The sequence below is a fragment of the Paenibacillus sp. P4_A9 genome, assembly GCF_056402415.1.
This window is the reverse complement of the sequence record NZ_JBFUHL010000012.1, coordinates 19,927-43,144: the sequence shown is the minus strand read 5'-3', so window position 1 is coordinate 43,144 and position 23,218 is coordinate 19,927. Positions and strand designations below refer to the sequence as shown.

General features: G+C 45.9%; 21 protein-coding genes. 7 read left to right on the top strand and 14 right to left on the bottom strand.

All coding sequences use genetic code 11. The features are described from left to right. Positions 1 to 151 precede the first annotated feature (151 nt). The 7 genes from AC1DVJ_RS11485 to AC1DVJ_RS11455 form a co-directional block, all read right to left on the bottom strand. Complete coding sequence (locus AC1DVJ_RS11485) at positions 152 to 439, bottom strand: ferredoxin family protein (RefSeq protein ID WP_028554142.1); 288 nt, start codon at positions 437 to 439, stop codon at positions 152 to 154. Further along, on the bottom strand, positions 436 to 1,746 hold the full coding sequence (locus tag AC1DVJ_RS11480) for an FAD-dependent oxidoreductase (protein ID WP_477590794.1): 1,311 nt from the start codon (positions 1,744 to 1,746) through the stop codon (positions 436 to 438). The genes AC1DVJ_RS11485 and AC1DVJ_RS11480 overlap by 4 nt, the downstream gene beginning before the upstream one ends. After that, positions 1,743 to 2,885, bottom strand: a complete 1,143-nt coding sequence (locus AC1DVJ_RS11475) for an electron transfer flavoprotein subunit alpha/FixB family protein (RefSeq protein ID WP_477590792.1) — start codon at positions 2,883 to 2,885, stop codon at positions 1,743 to 1,745. The genes AC1DVJ_RS11480 and AC1DVJ_RS11475 overlap by 4 nt, the downstream gene beginning before the upstream one ends. Before the next feature lie 24 nt (positions 2,886 to 2,909). Continuing rightward, positions 2,910 to 3,743: an electron transfer flavoprotein subunit beta/FixA family protein gene (locus tag AC1DVJ_RS11470; protein ID WP_477590790.1), complete on the bottom strand. Its 834-nt coding sequence runs from the start codon at positions 3,741 to 3,743 to the stop codon at positions 2,910 to 2,912. Between the two features lie 894 nt (positions 3,744 to 4,637). Then, positions 4,638 to 5,903 (bottom strand): DUF4091 domain-containing protein, encoded by a 1,266-nt coding sequence (locus AC1DVJ_RS11465; RefSeq protein ID WP_477590789.1) that lies wholly within the window; start codon positions 5,901 to 5,903, stop codon positions 4,638 to 4,640. Positions 5,904 to 5,960: 57 nt separating this feature from the next. Then, a complete protein-coding gene (locus AC1DVJ_RS11460) occupies positions 5,961 to 6,308 on the bottom strand; it encodes a hypothetical protein (RefSeq protein ID WP_477590788.1) in 348 nt (115 codons plus the stop codon). Between the two features lie 36 nt (positions 6,309 to 6,344). Beyond that, the gene (locus tag AC1DVJ_RS11455; protein WP_477590786.1) at positions 6,345 to 7,475 is read right to left on the bottom strand and encodes a Gfo/Idh/MocA family protein; all 1,131 of its coding nucleotides are present in this window, start codon (positions 7,473 to 7,475) and stop codon (positions 6,345 to 6,347) included. Between the two features lie 146 nt (positions 7,476 to 7,621). Between AC1DVJ_RS11455 and AC1DVJ_RS11450 the strand changes: the two genes are divergently transcribed. Continuing rightward, positions 7,622 to 8,518: an AraC family transcriptional regulator gene (locus AC1DVJ_RS11450; protein ID WP_477590784.1), complete on the top strand. Its 897-nt coding sequence runs from the start codon at positions 7,622 to 7,624 to the stop codon at positions 8,516 to 8,518. A 69-nt stretch (positions 8,519 to 8,587) separates the two neighbouring features. Here AC1DVJ_RS11450 and AC1DVJ_RS11445 read toward each other — a convergent pair whose 3' ends face one another. After that, the gene (locus AC1DVJ_RS11445) at positions 8,588 to 9,022 is read right to left on the bottom strand and encodes a GNAT family N-acetyltransferase (protein ID WP_477590782.1); all 435 of its coding nucleotides are present in this window, start codon (positions 9,020 to 9,022) and stop codon (positions 8,588 to 8,590) included. Positions 9,023 to 9,118: 96 nt separating this feature from the next. Then, positions 9,119 to 10,444: an MFS transporter gene (locus AC1DVJ_RS11440; RefSeq protein ID WP_477590780.1), complete on the bottom strand. Its 1,326-nt coding sequence runs from the start codon at positions 10,442 to 10,444 to the stop codon at positions 9,119 to 9,121. Positions 10,445 to 10,628: 184 nt separating this feature from the next. Between AC1DVJ_RS11440 and AC1DVJ_RS11435 the strand changes: the two genes are divergently transcribed. The 4 genes from AC1DVJ_RS11435 (at position 10,629) to AC1DVJ_RS11420 (ending at position 14,015) form a co-directional block, all read left to right on the top strand. Continuing rightward, complete coding sequence (locus AC1DVJ_RS11435) at positions 10,629 to 11,393, top strand: sulfite exporter TauE/SafE family protein (RefSeq protein WP_477590779.1); 765 nt, start codon at positions 10,629 to 10,631, stop codon at positions 11,391 to 11,393. Positions 11,394 to 11,598: 205 nt separating this feature from the next. Beyond that, entirely contained in the window at positions 11,599 to 12,000 is a 402-nt protein-coding gene (gene panD, locus AC1DVJ_RS11430; protein WP_477590777.1) for an aspartate 1-decarboxylase, read from the top strand. Next, the gene (locus tag AC1DVJ_RS11425) at positions 11,957 to 12,739 is read left to right on the top strand and encodes a YheC/YheD family protein (protein ID WP_477590776.1); all 783 of its coding nucleotides are present in this window, start codon (positions 11,957 to 11,959) and stop codon (positions 12,737 to 12,739) included. Before panD ends, AC1DVJ_RS11425 begins: the two co-directional genes overlap by 44 nt. A gap of 34 nt (positions 12,740 to 12,773) precedes the next feature. Continuing rightward, positions 12,774 to 14,015 carry a threonine synthase gene (locus AC1DVJ_RS11420; protein WP_477590774.1) on the top strand — a complete coding sequence of 414 codons (1,242 nt, stop codon included), beginning with the start codon at positions 12,774 to 12,776 and terminating at the stop codon, positions 14,013 to 14,015. Positions 14,016 to 14,362: 347 nt separating this feature from the next. On the opposite strand, the gene AC1DVJ_RS11415 is transcribed toward AC1DVJ_RS11420, so the two are convergent. The 5 genes from AC1DVJ_RS11415 to AC1DVJ_RS11395 form a co-directional block, all read right to left on the bottom strand. Beyond that, the gene (locus tag AC1DVJ_RS11415; RefSeq protein WP_477590772.1) at positions 14,363 to 15,004 is read right to left on the bottom strand and encodes a hypothetical protein; all 642 of its coding nucleotides are present in this window, start codon (positions 15,002 to 15,004) and stop codon (positions 14,363 to 14,365) included. Between the two features lie 109 nt (positions 15,005 to 15,113). Continuing rightward, the gene (locus tag AC1DVJ_RS11410) at positions 15,114 to 15,992 is read right to left on the bottom strand and encodes an EamA family transporter (RefSeq protein ID WP_477590770.1); all 879 of its coding nucleotides are present in this window, start codon (positions 15,990 to 15,992) and stop codon (positions 15,114 to 15,116) included. A 36-nt stretch (positions 15,993 to 16,028) separates the two neighbouring features. Further along, a complete protein-coding gene (locus tag AC1DVJ_RS11405; RefSeq protein WP_477590768.1) occupies positions 16,029 to 18,242 on the bottom strand; it encodes a GDYXXLXY domain-containing protein in 2,214 nt (737 codons plus the stop codon). An 89-nt stretch (positions 18,243 to 18,331) separates the two neighbouring features. Further along, complete coding sequence (locus AC1DVJ_RS11400) at positions 18,332 to 20,152, bottom strand: ABC transporter ATP-binding protein (protein ID WP_477590767.1); 1,821 nt, start codon at positions 20,150 to 20,152, stop codon at positions 18,332 to 18,334. After that, on the bottom strand, positions 20,136 to 21,926 hold the full coding sequence (locus tag AC1DVJ_RS11395) for an ABC transporter ATP-binding protein (protein WP_477590765.1): 1,791 nt from the start codon (positions 21,924 to 21,926) through the stop codon (positions 20,136 to 20,138). The genes AC1DVJ_RS11400 and AC1DVJ_RS11395 overlap by 17 nt, the downstream gene beginning before the upstream one ends. Positions 21,927 to 22,075: 149 nt before the next feature. Here AC1DVJ_RS11395 and AC1DVJ_RS11390 point away from each other — a divergent pair, with 149 nt between their 5' ends. Both AC1DVJ_RS11390 and AC1DVJ_RS11385 read left to right on the top strand, forming a co-directional pair. After that, complete coding sequence (locus AC1DVJ_RS11390; RefSeq protein WP_477590763.1) at positions 22,076 to 22,282, top strand: YrzA family protein; 207 nt, start codon at positions 22,076 to 22,078, stop codon at positions 22,280 to 22,282. A 1-nt stretch (position 22,283) separates the two neighbouring features. Beyond that, complete coding sequence (locus tag AC1DVJ_RS11385; protein ID WP_477590762.1) at positions 22,284 to 23,201, top strand: helix-turn-helix domain-containing protein; 918 nt, start codon at positions 22,284 to 22,286, stop codon at positions 23,199 to 23,201. Positions 23,202 to 23,218 lie beyond the last annotated feature (17 nt).

Below are 23,218 nucleotides of genomic sequence, written 5' to 3'. Positions count from 1 at the left end.
TATAAATCCCTCCTATCGTCTATTATCGTATCCTAAGGGAAACAAAACTATGGAGAATTACACCTACATATGGAGGAATGTCGTTTTTTCCACACAAAATAGAGCCCTGACTATGTGCAGTCAAGGCTCTATTTCCGTGCATTCCACTAGATTAGCCGTATTTATATGTCATGCCATGCCCGCCCTTAGGGTACACCCAGTCAATATTGTACGAAGGACATGCTATACGACACGTACCGCATTCAATACAATTTTCAAATGCAACCGTCGTTATTTTGAGCTTCTTTTCCCACTCATACACATCCGAAGGACAGAAATAATTGCAGTCTTTGGTTACACAATTCAAGCAAGTTTGTTTGTCCTTGATCACGAGGTGCGATTTATCATCGCATTTGTAACGAATGGTAAACAGTTTATCTGAAATATCACTTTGGCTCATCCGTTCATCGCCCTCCATCCCTTGTAGCCCAGCTTCATCAAGTTTACTGTACCGCCTGCGGCATTTTTGATAAGCTTCATGGCCATTTTTTGCTTCTCAGCTTTCGTAATTCCATCCACGAGGAACATGTTATAGGCGGCTTCATTGACGGCACGAGGCAACCTATCAAACAATAATTCTGGATCCTGTTCTTTCAAAAATTGGTGCATACCTTTGTACTTCTGCAAATCCTTGTGGACAAAAGAAGCTCGAATTTTGTTATCGTAGAGATGCATAGTAGGGGCTGAGAAATCCCCGCGTGCTTTCGCTTCGATAATCGCTTCCCCAGCAAGACGACCTGAGGTCATTGCCAGATTCGTCCCCTCGCGGTGGACAAAGTTGATTAATTGCGCGGCATCGCCGCAAACACACCAACCATCACCGGATAAGGTAGGAATCGAGTGAAACCCGCCCTCGGGAATCAGATGACCGGAGTATTCCTTGGTCTCCCCGCCTTGAATGAGTTTCCGAATCATCGGATGCTGTTTGACGGCATCGAGCACAGCGTAAGGCTTCACCTTTTTATCCCGCAAATGGTTCACCATAACACCGACCCCTAACGAGATCGTTTCTTTATTCGTGTACAGGAAGCCCATGCCCGCCATGCCGAGCGAGGTTTCGCCCATAAATTCAATGGTGACCCCTTCGTCACCCTCAAGACCAAAGCGGTCCTCAATTTTCTCCCGTGGCAGCGCAATTACTTCTTTTACCGCCAAAGACACCTCATCCGGCATCCATTCCTTATGAATCCCCATCGCTTTACCGAGCAAAGAGTTAACGCCATCGGCAATGACGACCACGTCCGCATACAAATCACCATCATCCCGGTCCGTTCTGACGCCTACAACCTTGTTACCTTCACGAATGACGTCCAGCGCCACGGTTTCGTATATCGGAATGGCACCCGCCGCTACGGCTTTTTCAGCGAACCACTGATCGAATTTGACCCTCAAACCTGTGAAGCAGTTATACGGTTCCTTATAGGCTTCATTCCGATGGCCGAAGGTGACCATGGACTCTTTGCCCATCATCCAGAGCCGCTGCTCAACAATGTAGCGCTCCATCGGAAAGTTCTTCTCTGTCCAAAACTCAGGAACAAGCTCTTCAATTTGCTTCCGATAGAGGACGCCTCCGAAAATGTTCTTGGCCCCTGGAAACTCACCTCTTTCGAGAAGTACAACAGATAAACCAGCTCGCGCCATGGTCAGGGCTGCTGCTGCTCCAGCTGGACCTCCGCCTACGACGATTGCGTCGAATTTTTCGTTCATTTCGCTTCACTCCTCTCTCGGTCTTCGATTGCCTCTGACTGCGTCTGTGTGGTGGATATCGAGGCATCAACCGATGGCGGGTGAATGCCGAAAAGCGTACGACGTTTCCTGAATTCCTCCGTGATGGCGGGGACAATTTTAAACAGATCGCCAACAAGGCCATAATGGGCAAATTGGAAAATTGGCGCCTTCTCATCCTTGTTGATCGCGACGACCACATCGGCATGGCTCATGCCGACCGTATGCTGCACCGCGCCGGAGATGCCGATGGCGAAGTATAGCTTTGGCCGCACCGTGGCGCCCGTCTGCCCCACCTGATGCTCATGGCTGATCCAGCCCGCATCAACGGCAGCGCGCGATGCGCCAACGACACCGCCGAGCGCATCCGCTAGCTCGGCGAGCAGCTTGAAGGCATCGGGCCCGCCTAGTCCGCGGCCTCCAGCTACAATAATCTCGCAGTCTTCGAGATTCAGCTTGCCAGTTTCGCGCAGGAAGTCGAGCACTTGCGCGTCAATCTCTTCCTCGCGCATCGTCGCTTGGATTCGCACGATCTCGCCTTCGCGCTCCACGTCTTTCGGCAGCGCCTGAAACACGCCGGCGCGCGCTGTCGCCATCTGCGGCCGGTACTGCTTGCAGAGGATGGTGGCCATCATCTTCTCGGAGAAAGCCGGCCGGCTGGCCAGCAGCAGCCGCGACGGCGGCGGCTCCACGTCGAGCTGCGTCGTGTCGGCCGTCAGCCCCGTTGGCAGGTGCGTTGCGATCGCACCTGCCAGGTCGCGGCCCGTCGCTGTCGCGCCGAACAGCACGATCTCGGGCTTCGCATCCTCGATCAGCTTCAAGCAGACCCGGCTGTACGGTCGGGTCCTGTAATCGCGAAGCTCGGGGGCTTCGCAGAGGTAAACCCGATCGGCGCCGTAGTGCACGGCTTCATCGGCGAGATGTGCGACATTCTCGCCGATGACGAGCGCCATGAGCGGCGCCTCAAGCTTCGCAGCAAGCTTCTTGCCTTCGCCAAGCAGCTGCCAAGACACCTTTTTCGCGATACCCTCGCGCTGCTCAACAACGATTAAAACACCTCGATATGCTGACCAATCCGGCATCGCCGGATCTACCTGTTCGGTTGATTGTTCCTTTGCCATCGTGTCATCCTCCGTTCCTATCTATCAAGCCCAATCTAACACGGTCTGCATGTCCTTCGTCAGCAGCTGATCGGCGAGCTGTGCAGCCCCAGACTCTACGCTATCAAACGTAATCATTTTCGTTTTCACTGCTTTAATTTCGGGCACCCATGTTTTGGCAACAATCGTTGGCGAGCCTTTGAGCCCAATCTTTGCCCGCTCCAAATCTGGAAAATCAGCTGTTGTCCATACAGTAGGCTTATATCTAGCCGCTCGAATCATGCCCGGCAGCGAAGCGCGTCTCACTTTATTCAGTTCCTTCAATGCGGTAATCAGAACTGGCATGCTTGTCTCAACGACCTCAATGCCATCCTCCAACAGCCTGTGAACGCGCACTTTACGATTTTCTTCATCGACTTTAACGACTTTGTTGACGTAGGTAAGTTGTTCCAAATCTAAGCGGCACGCTACCCCCGGACCAACTTGTCCCGTATCGCCATCTAATGTTTGTTTTCCGCAAAAAACGATATCCACAGGCCCCCACGTCTCCGCAATTTTGCGAATCGTTCGAGCGACAACGTACGACGTAGCCAGCGTGTCCGCACCTGCAAAACCACGATCGGTCACCAAAACAGCATCATCGGCGCCTAGTGAGATACATTCTTTCAGACCTTTTTCGGCTGGTGGCGGTCCCATAGTGACGACCGTAATGCGCGCACCTTGTTCATCCTTAATGCGCAGTGCCTCTTCCAAGCCATGCATATCATAGAAATTCACAATGCTGGGAACACCTTGACGAATGAGCGTATTATTCTTGGGATCAATGCGAATTTCTCTAGAATCCGGAACTTGTTTAATACAAACGACAATATGCAGCATCTCTGCACCCTCCTATTTCTGCGGGGAACTGGCTTGCATCTTTTGACCACTGGCTGAGAAAGCCTGTCATCATTGTGAATTTTGTCACGTAAATGTCGATGAGGAATCGCTTTCAACGCTTCAGATGACATTACGAACAAGCACAAAAAGATAAGAATCTAACACAGTATATGCTCGAACGTGAGGAACTTGACTAAACAATGAAAAAATTCTGATAGATACTCTCACTGTGAACGGTGTTACTAAGCTCTGTATCCCACCCATTACGAATGCGTTTAGAGGGTAATTGTTGCTGTTGGACGTCTGAGCCTACCATTTTGGTAGGCTCACATCGTAATATATCTGCCCCCCGTTCGACTGACTATTTCGCAAAAAGTCATTTTCTGTGATATCTACAAGAAATTTGAAGGGTAATTCAAGAGATTCGCCAATGAACTTTCCAACTCATCGATCCCCTGCAGATTTACCCAGAATTGAACACGATAAAGTAATACAGTTTTATTCCACGAAATTATTGTAGATACAACAGAAGGATAGCTCTGTCCTCCATTCGACTGACTATCTCGCAAGAAATCATTTTCTGTGGTATCTACAAGAAATTTGAAGGGTAATTCAAGAGATTCGCCAATGAACTTTCCAACTCATCGATCCCCTGCAGATTTACCCGAAATGAACACTTTAAAGCAATTCAGTTTTTCCGCGAAATTATTGTAGATACAACAGAATATATGTTTAACCAGATGAGTTGGGTTGGGTTGCGTTGAGGTGCGGTGGGTTGCGTTGAGGTGCGTTGCGTTGGGTCGGATTGCGTTGCGTTCAGTCATACCTACGTACCAAAAAAGCTGTCTTCCCCATTTCATGTGGAAGCAGCTCTTTTTCGGGTTTTTACCCTTTTTAACTATAGGTTGCAATCGCCTGATTAATTCGCTCTCGCACCTCGAGCATCCATTCCGTGCTATGTGGATAGACAGAGAATGTAAGCGGTTCTGATAAGCCATCTTCGATTAATGCAACTGTACGCTCTTTGCCAATCAACGTCTCGAGGAGTTCTAAGGCACGCAAATCCTGCAGCGCTTCGTAGAATACTTCCAAACGAATCGACTCAATAGGTCCCGTTTCACCTGGGTAAACGAGGAAGCTGTCTCCGGAAGGAAAGGCATGCAAAGCATCCGTCACTTTAAACGGATCCAACGGTTTGATGGAGTATTGGGAATAATAGAAGTTATATCCCCAATGCAGAAAGCCCTGAATACCGAATTTATACAACTGCAAGCCAATGATTCGGTTGCGGGCGGAAGGCATGTTATAGAAGCGATTTGATACTTGTTTGTATTGAACACAACAGTAATATGTCCATAAATCAGGTATACCCGCTTCTAAGAAAGGGGCGATATGATCGTTCGATGGGATCGGCTTCTGAACGATACCCTGTTCATAGAACGAGATTTCGGTCAAAGCATCGATAATCGGATATTCCGGTGGAAGGAGTCTCTGAACGAGCTCACTCGCTTTCTTGTACGTTTCCAAATGGGCCTGCACTGGCTCATCCGACACGTGGAAATAACTGCAGGAAGCGATTCCAAGTCTTTGGAGGACGCGACCCAGGTCAGGAAGGAGTTGACCCAGAAAATGCGCATAAGCTTCTCCAGAGGCATCCGCATCCCAGCCGAAGATACGTTGTTCTTCGCCATTTAGGGTAGCGACAATTTTAGGTGTATGTTTGGCGCCCCACTGGGTAAATAAATGCGAGATTTCGAAATACTCGACTCCCTTGCTCTGGCAGAGCTTCACCCAACGCTCTAGCTTTGTATAGTCAAAGGAATACTTCGTGTTGCCATCAATTCTTCCGTCATCAACATTGACTCCAATCAATTGCACGGTTGGCCGTTCTCCACCAATAGCGGTATCTAATGGCGGTGTAAAGATCGGTGTCAGTATCATGTTGATACCATGCTTGACGGCTGTATCGATAAAATCTCCAATGAGCCTCCAGTGCTCCTCGCTAAATACAGCTACCTTGTAATGTGTAGCTAAGCAGTCCGCGTGAAACCATTCCGTATGGATCAATTTCTGCCTCGGAAGCGTTGCTGCGATAACGGTGAGCTTCAGCTCTTCCTCACCCAGCTTCTCACCCTCGGAAGATAAGAACCTTACATTCACTGTATACGTGCCAGCAGGAAAATCAGTATCTAGTTCAACATTGATCCAAACGGAACGTCATTGGCCTGGTAGAGCTGTTACATTTAGATCATCAAGCGGATACAGCGGATCGGGATACAACCCCGGTTCCACGCGTAGCACATTGTCATCATGGTCTAGATGACAGGGCATTTCCGAAGGCACGAGGCCAACTGCTCGGATTGTAAAAGGAAGTCCCAGGGTCGTATAGACTCCAACACCTATGTTTTTTAAAAGCTCATTCGATGTATAAGCAACCTGGAAAGCGAAGTTCTCGCCTCTTAGAGCTGTCGCTTGCTTATAGGTAGCTTCACGTGGAGCTTCATCGGCAAAAACCTTGGATAATGAGCTCAAGCTCATGGTTTGAAAATGCACCTTTTTCTCCATACGATCCCACTCCCTTCTGCATGTTCGCATGAAGTCTTACCAATTTAAAGCTTGGAAAGTCCCCGTACGTGCAGATTCTTGTGCTTTCATACACATTAGAGCACTCATCAAACCATCGTCAAGCGTCGAAATGGAACTCGCTTTCCCCTTCATGATCGCTGCAAAATTACGTGCCAGCTTCTCATCGCCTCCGAAATGATTGCTTCCTGCTTCAAGCTCATAGGTTTCAACACGACCCGTATGATGCATAAACACCTTGACTTGACCGCTATAGAAATCAAAATCGACCGTCCCCTTATATCCCATGAATCGTGCACCACGAGCAGCGGCACCTCTGCGGATAAAGAAGTTTTGTGAGTATGACATATGCATACCGCTTTCATATCGGAACAATGCGCTTCCTGAATCTTCATTTCCTGTATCTTCCGCATAACAGCAATATTGCCATGTAGGATCTAACTCTTCTGCTGTCGTAACGGTACTCTCTAAGCAGGTGCGATTATCTTCACAATCCACACACTTTAGTCCCTTAGATTTATTACCTTTAAAAATTTGCTTGGAGGTCATCGCACATACACTGACTGGCACTTGACCCAGTATTGCTTGGATATAGTCAAAATCATGGGTCGCTTTTTGCAAGAAGAGTCCACCGGTCTCTTCCTCATTGCGGTACCAGCTTTGGAAATAGACACGACCATAAGGCACATTATTAATGGCCTGCACGTGTTCAACTGTGCCTATTTTGCCAGATTGAACGATCTCCTTAACCAGCTCCACGATAGAGGTTGTACGCAATGGGAATGAGACCACAACAGGTGATGTCGATGCTTCGTAACTTTCTTTTAATCTCAGCAGATCTTCATAGTTTGTAGCTACTGGCTTTTCTATATAGAGGGGAAGATTATGGTTTAACACCTTCAACCCCATTGTCGCATGTAGATTACAACGTGTGCCAATCATGGCTCCATCTAGTTGTTCGGATTCCAGCATTTGTTCTGCCGTATCGAAATACTTAACATGATGCCAACCTTGTGCATCTAGCTTTGCTTTAATCGTGTCTTTACGTACATCTACAATTGCCGCAATTTGACAGTCCGCATCTGCCCTCAATACTTCCTTAATGACACCTTCAATTCTATTTCCATATCCAATTACACCTATCTTCATGTCCCATGCCCCCTCAAACTTTACGATACCTTGATTATAAGAGATGACCTCCGCCTTTTCTTTGTCTTGAAAGCCGATTTTTTTGTTATTTCCGCTGTGATATGATAGAGATACACACTTTGTATTGAATATCAGGAGTGACACCCATGGCGCGTATCGAAACGAACCCCACCGAGTATCAGCGGACCCATTTGAAAATGAGTCTAGTTATCCATAAAGTGATTACGATGCATTACTTCGARTTTGGTAAAGATTATTCATTCAATGGTGAGAAGCATGACTTCTGGGAATTTCTCTACGTCGATCGCGGCGAGGTGGAAGTTCATGCCGATGAGAATATTTACTTGCTTAAGCAAGGGTCTATCATTTTCCATAAACCTAATGAATTTCATAGCTTCTATGCAACCAAAGGAAAAGCGCCCAATTTAATCGTCATGACGTTCGATTGTCATTCGAAATCAATGCAATTTTTTGAGCAAAAGGTATTTTATTTGGAGGATGAGGAACGCAATTTACTTGCCCAGATCGTGCGCGAAGGCCAGCAAGCCTTTCAATTTCCATTCGGCCACCCCCTCGTTCGCAGGCTGGATGCACCCGTTGGTAGTGAGCAAATGATGCAGAGTTATTTGGAGATTCTCTTGTTACGTTTACTTCGAAAAACAGCTCCAACAGAAGCTGACACTTCCCTCTCTACGGTAGCCAAGGAGAAGTCTGTCCACGATTTGACAAGCAAAGTCATAAGCTATATGGCGGAACATATCGATACCCATCTCACGCTGAACGAGATCAGCCAAGTATTCTGTGTCGGCAAAACACAGCTCAAGGATCTTTTCAAAAAACATACGAGCTATACACTTATGGAGTACTTCGCCAAATTGAAAATCGATCAGGCGAAAATCATGATTCGCGAAGAAACCTATAATTTCACTGAGATTTCCAGGCAATTAGGATTTAGTTCTGTCCACTATTTTTCCAAAGCTTTTAAGAAAGCAACTTTAATGAGTCCCTCCGAGTATGCTAGAACTGTTAAATCGCGCATGTAAGCAATCATCATCTTCCCTAATGCGAAAAAAATCCCGAAAGCTGCATAGCTGCAGTCCTTCGGGATTTTTTTATTCTTCTTCGTCTTCCTCGACCTCATACGTACACTGGAATCGCTCTACACCCGGATATTTCTCCCCAAGACTGAGAATCACGAATCCGACATTCCGGTAAAATTGCACAGCATCTTCATCGGTTTCCACTGTGATCCGAGTTGGTTGCATGTCCTCGATGATTTCAAGCAGCATGCCTCTTCCGAAGCCCTCCCCTCTGCTCTCAGGTTCAACTGCGAGATGGCGAAGTATCATTTCCTGCTTCTCATTCAGCTCAAAGCCGATAATTCCAACAGGTAAGCCTTCCGACTCATAGGCAAATAACCATGTATTTTCATTATTTTCATAATAGCTGAGGGCTTTTTGTAGAGAATCTGGATCTGGAAACACGCTGTAGCCAAGTAATTGTTGAATTTCACCTTCATGAATACGGGACTTCACATTCAGTAGCACGAACACTCACTTCTTTCTTATTCATATATCTCTAATATTCTACTAAAGGGAGCAGGCTGTCAACTTACATCAATTATGCTTCTGACTCGTCGACAATTATCCCGACAAGGGCTCTTTTCTCACCGATTGAATCGCTAAAGGCACGGCGAAAGCCACAACACTTGCAATTAGCCCATAAACGAACATCCCATGGATGCCAGTATAGAAAGCGTCTGATTTCGTTAAAATCGATCCCATCACCGTCACGCTTACCGCTGTGCCGATATTCCGGGCGAACAACTGCAGCGAGGTCGAAATCCCCTTCTGATGGGCTTCGACTAACTGCTGCGCGCCAATGGTTGACACCGTAAACAGAAGTCCAAACGATAGACCCAACAAACCAAGCGCACTAAATACGTACCAAAATGAGGTTCCTTCACGGATAAAGAATAGTAAAACCGCAGTGACGACAAGTAAAATGTTCCCCGTTACCAACAGCGGTTTGTAGCCGAAGCGGATTACCCATTTCCCGCTAGGGACAGCAACAGCCATCCACCCGATGGATGTGCTAAGCAGTGCAATACCGCTGACGAATAGCGAGTAGCCTTGATTTTGCAAGTACAATGGGATAAAGCTGGCCGTCCCGAAAAGTGCAGCGCAGCTCAGAAACGAGCCGCCAATCATTAAGGCGACTGGCCGATTACGCATCAGATCCAAAGGGACGATTGGGGCTGCATGGCCTTTTTCATAAAGGAAGAACACGACAAGCAGTACAACACCAATAGCACCATAGATGTACGTATAGGAGTGGACCACCGTTGTAAGTAGTAAGGAAGAAATCCCTGCGGCAAATAGGAGCGCCCCCCAATAGTCGATCACGGCTTTCTTCGGTTGGTAAACTTCTTTGTATGGGAGCAAGGCTAGCAATGCAATGAGACAAATCGGAACATTCACGAAGAAAATCCAGCGCCAGCTCATGTAGGTTACAAAAAATGTACCTAATGTAGGTGCTAAAATGGCGGATAATCCCCACATGCCTGTAAAAAAGGCTTGTACTTTCCCACGCTGCTCCACTGGGTAGATATCTCCGGCAATAATCGATGGAAATGGCATCATCACCCCTGCACCAATCCCTTGAATGGCTCGGAATATGATAAGCTGCACCATGCTATCTGATAATCCGCAGAGGACGGAGCCCCCAAGAAACAGTAAAATACCTGTGGCATATATTCTTTTACGCCCAAATAAATCCGATAAACGCCCTGCTAAAGGTGCAAGAACGGTAGAAAGTACCATATACGAAGTAAATGCCCAGGCAAATAGGCTGTTCCCGCCAATGTCATTCACAATGATCGGCATCGTTGTATTGGCAATTGTCGTATCCATAGACGCCACTAACATGGCCAGTACGATACTGACCATAACGGTAGTTCGATTACGCATAGTTAATCCTCCTAAGCTGACTTTGACACATCTAACCATTATAACTGAATCCAGATTCCATGAATAGCAAGCCATTTACTCGGGATAAGGGATGACCAGGAAAATTTCTCTTTACAAATGCCTAATACAGGAATAAAATTAATCCAATGTGTTTAGTGGGTAATTGAAAAGAGGACATGACAACATGACTTTAAGTATTATTCTAATGGGTGTAATTGTTGGATTTCTAGTCGGATTGACTGGGGTTGGCGGTGCGTCCTTACTGACTCCGATTTTAATCTTAATTGGCATTCATCCTTCCATTGCTGTAGGTACTGATCTTCTTTATAACTCGATTACGAAGCTTTTCGGTACGATCCAGCATTGGCGGCAGAAAACAATTGACTTTAAGCTGGTAAAAATGCTTGCTCTAGGCAGTATTCCTGGAGTTGTGCTCGCCGTCGCGTTCCTGAAATTATTTGACTCTTTCTTCGACAATCAAGAATTGATCATCAAACACGCTCTCGGCTATGTTTTAATTCTGGTGGCCTTCGCGACATTGTTCAAGGTATTCTTCGGGCATCGGCTGAAAGAAAATCGTTGGCAGCTGAAATCTTTAGAAGAGAAACGCTGGTTGACGATAACGATTGGTGCAGTTCTAGGCTTCATTGTTGGCCTTACGTCCATTGGCTCCGGCTCCTTATATGCCATTGCCATGCTCTACTTTTTCCGAATGATTCCTGTTCAGCTCGTAGGAACGGATATCGCACATGCCTTTCTACTCTCTTCGACGGCAGGTATTCTACATGCCAGTTTGGGGAATGTAAATTACTCACTCGTCATGAATCTTCTCATCGGTTCAATCCCTGGCGTACTCATCGGCAGCATGCTCGCAACGAAAGCCCCTACGAATGTACTTCGTACGATTATTGCCAGCATTGTGTTAATTAGCGGCCTTAAATTAATTTAAAGGTTGAAACAGAGCCCAAGGCTCTGTTTTTTTGTATATAGGGACTAGCTTGTCGGATTTTGCGATTACCCAGGAAATAACGAGGTAATTCCCCAATTGCGTTGCCCATTTTTCTATCAAAATAGGCCCATGCCTACACCGTGATACTTGTCTCTCTCATACGCTGTGAAGAACAACATGTGATTATAAAGGAGCGCTACTGCACATGCAGCGACTAATGTGTAAAGGGAAGATTCATCGCGCGACTGTAACGGAAGCCGATTTGGATTATGTAGGCAGCATTACCATTGATGGATTACTGATGCGCAAAGCGAATATTTATCCCTATGAAATGGTTCAAGTCACTAGTCTGCGTAATGCCACACGTTGGAAAACGTATGCCATTCCCGCGCCAGAAGGCTGCGGCAAAATCGGATTAAACGGTCCGCCAGCCCATCTCTTCTCTCCAGGCGACCTCGTGATTATCCTTAGCATGGGGCTTATGAACGAAGAGGAAATTCGGACACTCAAGCCGCAGGTAGTCTTCGTTGATGAACATAACAAGCTCCTTCAGGTGGAGGAACATGATTTGGTTATTCAAAGGCAAGAAGAGAAAGCGTATGAGTAATCTATCGACGAGTAAATGGACCAAATATAAACTGCTGCGTAACTCAAAGAAGCTTCAAGCTTTTTTACCTGAAACGGACTGGTTGAGCGTGAGCAGCTTCTGGCGTATGTTGACCAAATATGGTCAAATCATCCTTAAACCGACAGGCAGTTATGGYGGGAACGGGGTCATCCGGGTCAAAACTATGGGAAACTCCACCTACGAATTTCAAGATGGAGCCAAAAAACGGACATATTCCGTACCGGAGGAAGTCAACGCTTTTATCAAAAAGAAAGCCAGTAAAAATTACATCGTCCAACAGCGTATCAACCTTGCCACCAAGAATGGCCGTCCATTCGATCTTAGAGTGATGGTTCAACGTCACCCGAAAGCGGATTGGCAGGTAACAGGTATGCTGGCGAAAGTTGCCGGCAAAGGCTTTATCGTTACGAATATTCGCAGGAGCGGAGGTCAAGTTGTCACCGTAGAGAACGCTCTCGGCCACTCTGCGCTTCAAAACCTGCCGACTTCTACACTCCTCGCAGAACTGCATTCGGTTGCACTACGAACAGCTGCAAAATTGGGTCCTTCCTACCGTTGGGTGAAAACCATGGGCATTGATATGGCTTTTGATAAGCAGGGACATGTTTGGATTATCGAAGTGAATTTCTCCCCCATGCTGGAACTTTTCTTGAAACTTCCTAATAAAGCTGCGTTCCACAAAATCAAATCATTTCATGCGAGCAGGAAAAGCCAATGACCACCCCTGCCGGAGACGCTGAGGAGGCCCAGACATGAAACAATGGGAGCTGTATTGCTCACGATGTTCTGCAAGACTGCCCTTCCGTTATCAAAACATGAAATGCGAATGCGGCGGCACGTTATTAGTTGACTATGATCTTGAGCACGTTGCACGGTCTTTCACGAAAGAATCCCTACGGCTCCGTGCCCCCTCGATGTGGCGTTATAAAGAGATGTTACCTGTTCGTAATTCTGAAAATGTCGTCTCCTTAGGAGAGGGCTGGACGCCTCTATTGCGTATGCCAAGCTGGGAGAGCAAGCTCTCCCTTCATCGGATTTGGATCAAAAGAGAGGAACAGAACCCCACGGGAAGCTTTAAATCACGCGGATTTTCTGTTGCGGTTTCCTTATTGAAGGAAGCTGGGGCTAAAAAAGCCGCTGTTCCTTCCAATGGGAATGCGGCAAGTGCTTTAGCCGCGTATGCAGGAAGAGCCGGGATTCAAGCTTTCGTCTTTATCCCCATGGACTGCCCCTCACTCATCGTAGATGAGTGCCCTTTGTACGGGGCAACGACGGTTCTTGTCGATGGTTTTATTCATGATGCTGCCGCGATTATCGAGTCTGGTCGAGCGGAGCAAGGTTGGGTGAATGTCGGTACGTTGAAGGAACCGGGCCGGGTAGAAGGTAAGAAAACGATGGGATTTGAGCTCGCCGAGCAGTTGGGATGGACATTCCCTGATGTGATTATCTATCCCACGGGTGGAGGTTCCGGCATCATTGGCATGTGGAAAGCATTTTTGGAGCTGAAGTCCTTAGGATTCATCGATTGCGACATGCCTAGGTTCGTTTGTGTCCAAGAGGAAGGCTGTCAGCCTATTGTGGATGGTGTACAGAAATCGGTGGCGGTGACGCTAACGACTGAAAGTGAGGTGGCTCTGGCTTCAGTGGGCAAAATTATACCAACTCCGACTGGGATGCGTGTCCCTAATCCCCCGGATTTGGGACTCCTACTGTCGATTGTTGAACAAAGCGGAGGAACCGCCATCGCGGTTTCCAAAGAGCAAATTGCAAATGCCGCGCAAAGCTTAGGCTCGGATGGTATTTCCTCTTCCCCAGAGGGCGCGGCGACATGGGCTGCAATGCTTGTCCTTTGTGATAAGGGCTGGCTTCGCCAAAGCGACTCAGTCGTGTTATTCAACACTTCGCATGCGATGAAATATGCAAAGCTCGGGGCGAGTGCTGCGATTCCCATCATAAAGACCTATGATGATTTTATGGTCTATCGGAACTTGTAGCTTCACTCGTAGGGCTGATTTTTCTCTCGAGTTAGTCGAATTTATCGACTAACTCGGCATACATTGACCCTCCGACAACCATTAATCCGAAATAATCGGACTAATCTCACGTTCCTCGCTACTATTCGTAATTAGTCCGATATAACCCAACTAAATCATCAATAACAAACACCGTCCAAGGAAAATTGATAAATAGTTCGGTAAAACCTGACTATTTGTTCTTTTTTAGATAGAATTCTCGGTTTAAGTCAGTGATATCGGACTAATGAGTGTGCATACATTTTTCATACTGAAATGAAAAAAACAGCCAAGAGGAAATCCCTCCTGGCTGTCTTACATTTCGATCATTATTGGCCTAAATTGTTTTCCTCATACAAACGATACATCGCTTGAATCAGCGGTTCTGCCGGGTCGCGGTTCAATAAATATAATGTCATTAAATATTGCAAAGGTAGTGCACAGGTATTGTTGCCATCTTCGACAGCAACAAATCCAGCCTCAAGAACTGGGCCGTGCTCCTCATGAAGCTCTAGATCTACATAGATCTTCTGATCAGGGAACTCCTCGCGAACGGTAGCCGCACAATAGGGAACAATATGCTTGTCCAACAGTTCTTTGGCTTCATCTTCGGATTGAGGTGGATTCGGAAGTAGGTGACTTGCGTCGCTTCTCAACAAATCAACGAAGAAAGAGGACAACCACAGGCCTGCATTCGGGTTCGTTTGGAAATTCCTCATAATTTCATTCAAGAAAAATCCGCATGCTGTGGACTTCTCATCTTTTTTGAGTGTAAAAGCAAACATCGGACCGTATGTTGGGTTATTACCAATTTGACCATCGGCTTCATACTCAGGAAATTGTTCTTTCACAATTTCTAGGATATGTTGGAACCAAGTAATAATGACTTGGGCCTGATCACGTTCTGGATCATGTTCTGGATCATGTTCGTTCTCTACGAGTACTTCTGTTTCGATATCTTTGTCTGTCATTGTCGTTAAAGCCTCCTGAATCATTCTTAATGGCACGAATATACCTATTGTAACGCATTTACGCCAGATCAGAAAGTATATGTTGTAATTTACATGTTGAAACGCATTTTTACGAAGCAACTAGCTTCATTATCAGTATGCCTACCATGGCAATAGCTAAGCCGGATTGTTCCATCTTTGAGAATTTGTCTTTTAAAATAAATCGCGTATACAGCAGTACAATCAGCACATTAAGGGCGACAACAGCCGAAACCAATCCTGTTATCCCATTCGCAAAACCGTGAATGATCAGAATCATCCCCATGACATTGGTAATGCCTACAATCATTCCGAATAGGAACGTCTTACGTTCTGTCCAGGCATTACCCGAAGCATTTCCCACTTTTTCCTGCGATGAATGCTTTTTCTTATCTCTCCACCACCAAATAGCGAAGCAAATGGTACCCGTAGCAAACATATAGAACAACGTAGGAAATAGCGAGGCATGCACAAGGGTTGTCCATTTACTGGACAAGTCGTTGGCTGCAAATAAGAGAAGTGCAACGACGCCCCAACCCGCACCTTGTAAGTTTTTCAATGTAATATCATTAGAATACCTGACAAACAGTATACCGATGACAATGACAACAAAGGCAAACAGCTGAAGCAAGTTCAGCCGTTCACCCCACATAACATATGCAAATAGTACGACCACGACAGAGGGCAAGCCTGTCAAAATCGCGACTAACGAAGCCTTGCCCACTGCGAAGCCTTTAAACATGCTGGCATTGGCTCCGAAGGAGAACAACCCCATTTGAATCCCGATCAGCGCCGATACTTCCCACTCCGACTGCCAAATTAGGGCACACACGAGACTAACAACAGCACCCATAGCAAAGGTGCCACAGAGCAGGACATTTCGATTTAGAGATTGTTGACTAGACCAATGATACAAAATACCTCGCAGCCCAAAGCATAGTGCCGCGAGGACGGAAAATAGGAGCCACATGATGTTTGTTACCTCATTCTTTCTATAGATGCTGACTTATTTCTCTGTTAACCGTACTAAGATCGCATCGCCGCTTGCGGATACTTTTACTTCAGCAAACTTGGCATTTTGCTCATAATCTCTCCCTGTACCTTCTGGGATAAAGAAATTTTCGATGCCATACTTGATCCCTTCATAGCCAACTCTTTCACCGTTCAAGCGGACTTCATCGGCAGCAAGTTGCTCACCTGATTGATATTCCCGGCGGAACTCATAAACACCCGAGGTTCCACTGGGTGCAAGAACGACGGTTATTTTTCCTTCGGAATTCAGATCTTCCACATGTTGATAGATCTCAGGCTCCGAAATCACGTAACGCAGGCGCACATAGTCACCTTGAATCAATGAACGCGGGTCGAGCGGCTGCAGCTCCAGCTTTATCAGCTTACCATGGCTAAGTAGATACTCGCTCTTACCGATTTGCAAAGACATTGCCGCGACTTGCAGTAAAACTAATAAAGCGATGATCCAACGATTCACGCCATACCCAGGCCGCGGAAGTAAAGTCGTTTCTGGCTCAAGTCCCTGCCTTTTTTCAACCCACACTGTGATCCCTAGAATTAGAATTCCGATAATGGCGAAGCTAATGGATTTATGCAGAAGCTTCCAAGCCAAATCGTAATATTTGTACACGAGGAAGGCGATCCAAAAGCCCATCGACCAAGCGAATATCCATCGATCCTGTTGCTGTCTACTCACTATTATCGCCGCTAGTACGAGCAGGAAGAATAGTACATTCGTTACATAATACCATCCAGACTCTGTCAGGAAGGTTAACGAGAATAGTGCTAACAAAAAGGACGGGAGGCTGCTGTACAGGACTGGTTCTCGGAATGCAGACTGACGAATCAGCTGACCGCCAGCGAAAAGCACGAAGAGCAAGCCGGCAAGTATACTAAGCACAGCGACACCGCTGTTCATCCAGTCAAACAAGATAAAGGCCAAGATGATGACAGATGCTAAGAAGAATAGGACCCGCGTAACCAAACCCTGCAGATATACAAAAGCGACCAGTGTTAGCGCTAGAAAGATTAGCAGCATCGAAGATTGCTCTGTGCCGACAGCCGCGCCAGTTCCCAGCATAAGTCCGCTAATCAAAATCGTAAAACGCGCCAATACATTGAATTTCTTCGCGGCTAACATCCCAATGACGGAAAGAAAGCCATATCCGATCAAGATATTGGCAGGATCATCAAACCCTAGAACGACAGTCACGAGACCGATCAGTGTAGCACTGCCTAGCAGAGAACCGATGATAATCACGGAAATCGTAAGCACGCGAACGATCCACTTGGTGAAGTCCCCATCGCCTTTCTCAGCCGCAGCAGTATCAATATCTGTCCCGCTTTCTGTTCTCTCAGAGACTGGACGCCACGCACGAACGTAATTCATAAACATTACATTTGCGCCGATAAAGACGATCACGAACAACAAGCTCACGATAAAAAACCATTCATTATGATATTCAATGATGATTTCAATGTATTTGCACGTAATCGCGGCCGAAATCCATAGCCCTGAGAACAACAGATACACTTTATTCTGTGTCTTGTGCGCATACATCACCGCAAGTGCAAGCACAGCAGCAAGAGGTACATTCATCCAAATGCCATAGTGTTCAAACATATGGGACACTGACATGATAATGAGTATACACAGTGCCGCTTGAAAGGTCACCCATTTTAGAAACGGTGATTGTATGCGTCCCTTCTCAAACAACATGAACAAGGTGCTGTTCACGATCGCTAAACCTAACCAAATAGCGATTGTAGCGCCTTCCGATTCGGAATAACTCCCCCATTTGGGAAAGAAATACAATCCATACGCGAGATGGCCAAGAATATAACTTAAGACATAATAGGGCTGCCATCTGGTTAAGATCGCATACAGAATAGCTGGCAGGAACCACACGAGAAACAAGCTATAGCTGTCTGCGTGTGAATTGTAGGTTTGACCGATCAGCCCTACCCCAACACCGAAGGAAATACAACTGGCAAACAAGCTTAATTTACTTAGAAACGTTCTTCCATCATGGCGAGAAAGCCAAACGGATAACCCATAGAATCCCAAAATGAGCACAAAGACCGGAATAAATTTCTCAAATCGGCTARGCTTCTCCCAGTTTGAAGCGAAGAAGTAACCGATAGCAGTTAAAAGAGCACTAGCCCCCAATACATACCCTAGTTGGATCATGATTTTGTTGGATTTCATGCTGTTTCCCCTCCTCTCGACTTACTTACTTCTAATTGTATATGAGATTGTTGATTTGAGAAGTACTATCTATTCCTAGTACCTGCTCATTAGCCTATGGATGAAATCCGACCTCTGTCTTCATTTCCTTGGGCCTGACTTCCTTGTGAATGGTGATATAATTCCTCATAGATGCCCTGAAGTGCAAGCAGCTCAGCATGTGTTCCTTCTTCAACAATTTCCMCTTGACTCATCACGATAATACGGTCAGCATGCATAATTGTTGAAATGCGATGCGCAATTACGATCGACGTTCTTCCTTCTGCGACTATGCTCAGCGCTGTTTGAATAAGCTGCTCCGTTTGTGAATCCAAGTTGGCTGTAGCTTCATCTAATATGAGCACCTTGGGCTGGAATACGATGATGCGAGCAAAAGAAATCAATTGCCGCTCACCTGCTGACAGCCCGCTTCCTCTCTCTGAAATCCGCGTGTCATACCCATCCTTCATGCGTGAAATAAGTGTGTCGGCCCCGACCAATCGGCAGGCATCGATGACGGTCTCACGTGAAATCGCGGGGTCAAACATGCTTACATTTTCAAAAATACTGCCCGCATATAAGTAAGGCTCCTGTTGCACTAAGCCAATCGTCCGATGGAGTTCAGCCTGCGAGATGTCCCGAATATCGATACCATCAATCCGTATGCTGCCTCTCTGCACATCATAGAAACGGCAGAGCAAGCTGATCAGTGAGCTTTTGCCTGCACCTGTTGTGCCTACAACCCCGATCATTTCGCCAGGAGCAATATGTAAGTTAAGATCTTCGATGACAGCAGTGTCCTTCTGATACCCAAAATGAACATGATCAAATTGGATGTCACCTTTAACGTCAACTAGCTGGATCAGCTCTGAAGCTTTTTTATCTTTTACTTCAGGCTGTGCCGAGAAAATAGTCCAAATCCGACTCATGGAAACTTGCGTGGATTGCAAAGTATTCCATTGTTGCGTGATGTTATTAATCGGTTGAAAAAACTGCCTAATATACGTGATGAAGGCGTAGAGCACGCCAAATTCAATCGCATGATCGAAGACGGCTATCCCGCCAATCCAAGTAATAAAGGCAATTGATAAATTCCCCAAAATATCAAATGAGCGGTTGAATAATACATTCGTTCGTATCTCTCTCAGGTTTGCTCGGAAATAGCCTGTGTTCTTATCTGTAAAGCGACTCATCTGCTCTTTCTCTTGATGAAATGCTTGAATGAGATGCATGCCTGATAAATTCTCAGCAGTGAATGCTACCATTTGCGATAACTTTGAACGAGACAGTTGATAGGTTTTGCGCATATATTGGCGGAAGCCCACCGCGATGAGGACGATGATGGGAATGACAATCATACTGTACATCGTCAGCATCGGATCCAAATGATACATGAGTACAATGATGAAAATCAACGTCATGCTATCACGCACTAAGCTCAGAAGCACTTGGGTGAAAAACTGGTTCAAGGTTTCCGTATCGCTGGACACATGGGTGATGAGACTGCCGCTTGGCGTCTTATCGTAATAAGACATCGATTGTTTGAAAATATGTTGAAATAAATCCTTGCGGATTTTGGCTACGATGCTCTGACCTGCGAATTGCAGCAGATTATTTTGCAAGTAGCTGAAAATTAAGCTCGAGATGGATAATATCCCGTATAGCAAGCAGATCATGATAAGCGCGCTGAAATCATTTTTGCCGATCATCAGATTATCATCAATTGCAATTTTGACCAAATACGGCTGAAACAAATCTGCCGCGATGCCTAACAGAGCACACACGACAACGGCTGAAAATGTAAGTCTGTGCGGTTTGGCGTACACAGCTAACGAACGAAAAGGCGATTGCGATTTTTCATGCGCTATTGGAGGTTTATTCCGCTTGAACATCGTCGTTGTCTCCTTCCTGTATCGCATATAATTCTGCATACAAGCCATCTTGCTCAATCAGTTGATCGTGTGTGCCGCGTTGAACGATTCTTCCTTCATGCAGCACGATGATTTCATCGGTGTGCTTGAGTGCTGAGATGCGATGCGCAATCCAGATGGTCGTCTTATTCAATCGTTCTTGCCGAATCGCATCAATAATGTGCTTCTCCGTCACCGAATCTACCGCACTGACACTGTCATCTAGAATCATTAAGGGAGAATCCTTAATAATTCCTCTGGCTAAGCTCGTTCGTTGACGCTGCCCCCCTGACAAGGTAACCCCGCGTTCACCGAGCTTCGTCTCAAACTTTTCTGGAAATGAAATGATGCTGGACAGAATTTGCGCCTTATTGGCAGCATGCTCCACTTGTTCTATAGAGGATTCCCTTCGGAAGAACGCAATATTATCGCGAATGGACGTACTGAATAAAAAGCCCTCCTGCGGCACGTAAGCGATCTGATTTCGCAAGCTTTCAAGCGTCACATCACGGATATCGCTGTCTCCGATCCATACGGTCCCTTCCGGCGGATCATAGATACGCAGCATGATTTTCATCAAAGTAGACTTCCCGCTGCCTGTTTTGCCAATAATACCGATCGATTTCCCTGGTTCAATCGTCAGTGAAATATCATGGAGCACTTCATCTTCATCATCCGGATAAGAGAAGGACAAATGTTCAATGCGAATTTCTTCTTGATCGAGATGCGTAGGTTGGGCAAGCTCATTTTGCTTAATTTCGGCCTCCTTCGACAGCAGCTCATTCACCCGTTCTAAGGAAGCACGTGAGCGCTGCAGCGCATTAATTACACGACCAATTTGCTGCAAGGGATTGACCATCATTCGAATATACAGCGTCAATTCAACGAAATGCCCAATCGTAATTCGACCATGAATCGTCAAATAGCCCCCGAAGGCAATCGCAATAATCAGCGATACCGCACCCAGAAACGGAATTAATGCTTCAAATAACGAGGAAAGTCGAACTAACCTTAACTGATTGTCACGAATGCGATCGACCGTTTCACTAAATCGACTAATCATAATCGGTTCTACAGCGAATTTCTTAGCAACCCGAATGCMTCCGAATTGCTCCTCAGCTGACTCTGTCATGGTTCCTAATGCTTCTTGAACCTCTAAAGACCGCGACTTGATCACAGGCTGAAACTTTACGGAAAGCACAGGAATGAGTAATAAGGGCAGTATGCAAATCAGAATGACATACAGCGGAATGGAGCTGAACAGCATCGAAACAATAGCAGCTCCGATTAAAATGACAGAGTTCGTAATTTGGTTGATGCCCAATGAGATTGATTCTCGAATAACCGTGACATCATTCATCACATAGCTCAGCAGCTTACCTACGCCATTCTTCGAATAAAAGGTTGCTCCCAATTGGGTAAAATGATCAAATAAGCGATTTCTCGTTTCGAATTCGAAGCGTCGCCCGCTCCGCATGATCATGTATTGCCCTATCGCGCACAATACACCAAAAGTAACACCTATGACGAGCAGCTGTACACTATATTGAGCAATTAAACTTTTACTGAGTCCGCCCTTCTGGAGCTGGTCCGTAAACATCCCTAGCAGCTTGGGATAATACGAGTAGACAATATTCCCTACTGTAATTGATATTGCTGCGATGACATACACCAGCCATTTCTTTAATAAGAAATCAACCAATAACCGTGTAGGTTTCAAAACGACATCACTTCCCATTAATATTTTGACTGACATGAAAGGCTTTACATTTGTATGCTAAACGTCCGATCCCCTGTCATTTCCCAGTATACGCCTATTCAGTTATACTTCCTATATCAGATATTGACGTTATAATAAGAGAAGCCGTCATAAATTTACATATCGCTGAAGGAGGCGCAGGATCAATGGACTTTATTTTAGATCGCATTGAAAATAAAATTGAGTTTTTTCAGGCCTATGATTTAAAAACACTTGAAAAGAAAATTAATGAACAAATCGACAATAACAAGGCGCTGATGCTCGATGTTTATGCCATCCAGCATAATATCGTATTCGACCCAAATGCCGGCAAAATGCTGTATAGCGCTGTTGTTCACTTCAAAGTGAAATAGGATGACGATCAAGCGCACCATTACGGAATCGGCAGGCCGCTTATATTTCGTTCCTGAACTTCCTATTTATGTGAATCGCGTTCACGAATCCTTCGACATGCAGCAGCACACACATGATTTCATAGAGATCAGTTATGTCGCAGAAGGAAGCGGCTCCCACTATATTGACAATGTCAGTATGAATGTTACCAAAGGAGACCTTTTCTTCCTGCCGGTTGGCATTTCGCATGTGTTCCGCCCTTCCGGGACGAATCAGAAAAAACCGCTCATCGTTTATAACTGTATTTTTACTCAGGCATGGATGAACCAATTACTACGACATGCAGCGACGATGGGTGAGCAAGAAATTCCTCTATTCTTTCAAAAAGCAGCTGAACCGAATGAAGATGTGGAATTTCTCTCCTTTCATGAGCAGAACGGTGAGTTCCAGCCTCTATTTGAGCGACTATTTTTCGAACATAAAGCTCGGCGAGTCGGCTTTATTACCGTTATGCAAGCCTGTGTTGAACAGCTGCTCGTGTATATGCATCGTGCGAAGCTGGAGCAGCTTCCGCACGTTCCACAAGCAAGTATGAAAAGCATAGAGAACCTACTGGCTTATATTCGTATAAATTGCAGCAGTCCGCTAACGCTTGTTGAGGCAGCGACAAAGCTATCGATTAGTGAGCGTCAGCTCCAACGACAGTTGAAAAAGCTCACGGGCATGAGCTTTACAACCTATGTGCAGCACGCGCGACTGGAAGCTTGTTGTCAGTATTTACGTGAATCCTCCAATAAAATTAGTGACATTGCTGCACTTGTCGGGTATCAGGATATGAAATTCTTCAATCAGCTTTTCAAAAAAATGATCGGTGTCACACCGAGCCAATATCGCCAGCAGCAGGCTGCGCGCAAAAAACCACTCGCATCAATGGAATGAGAGTGGTTTTTTATTTG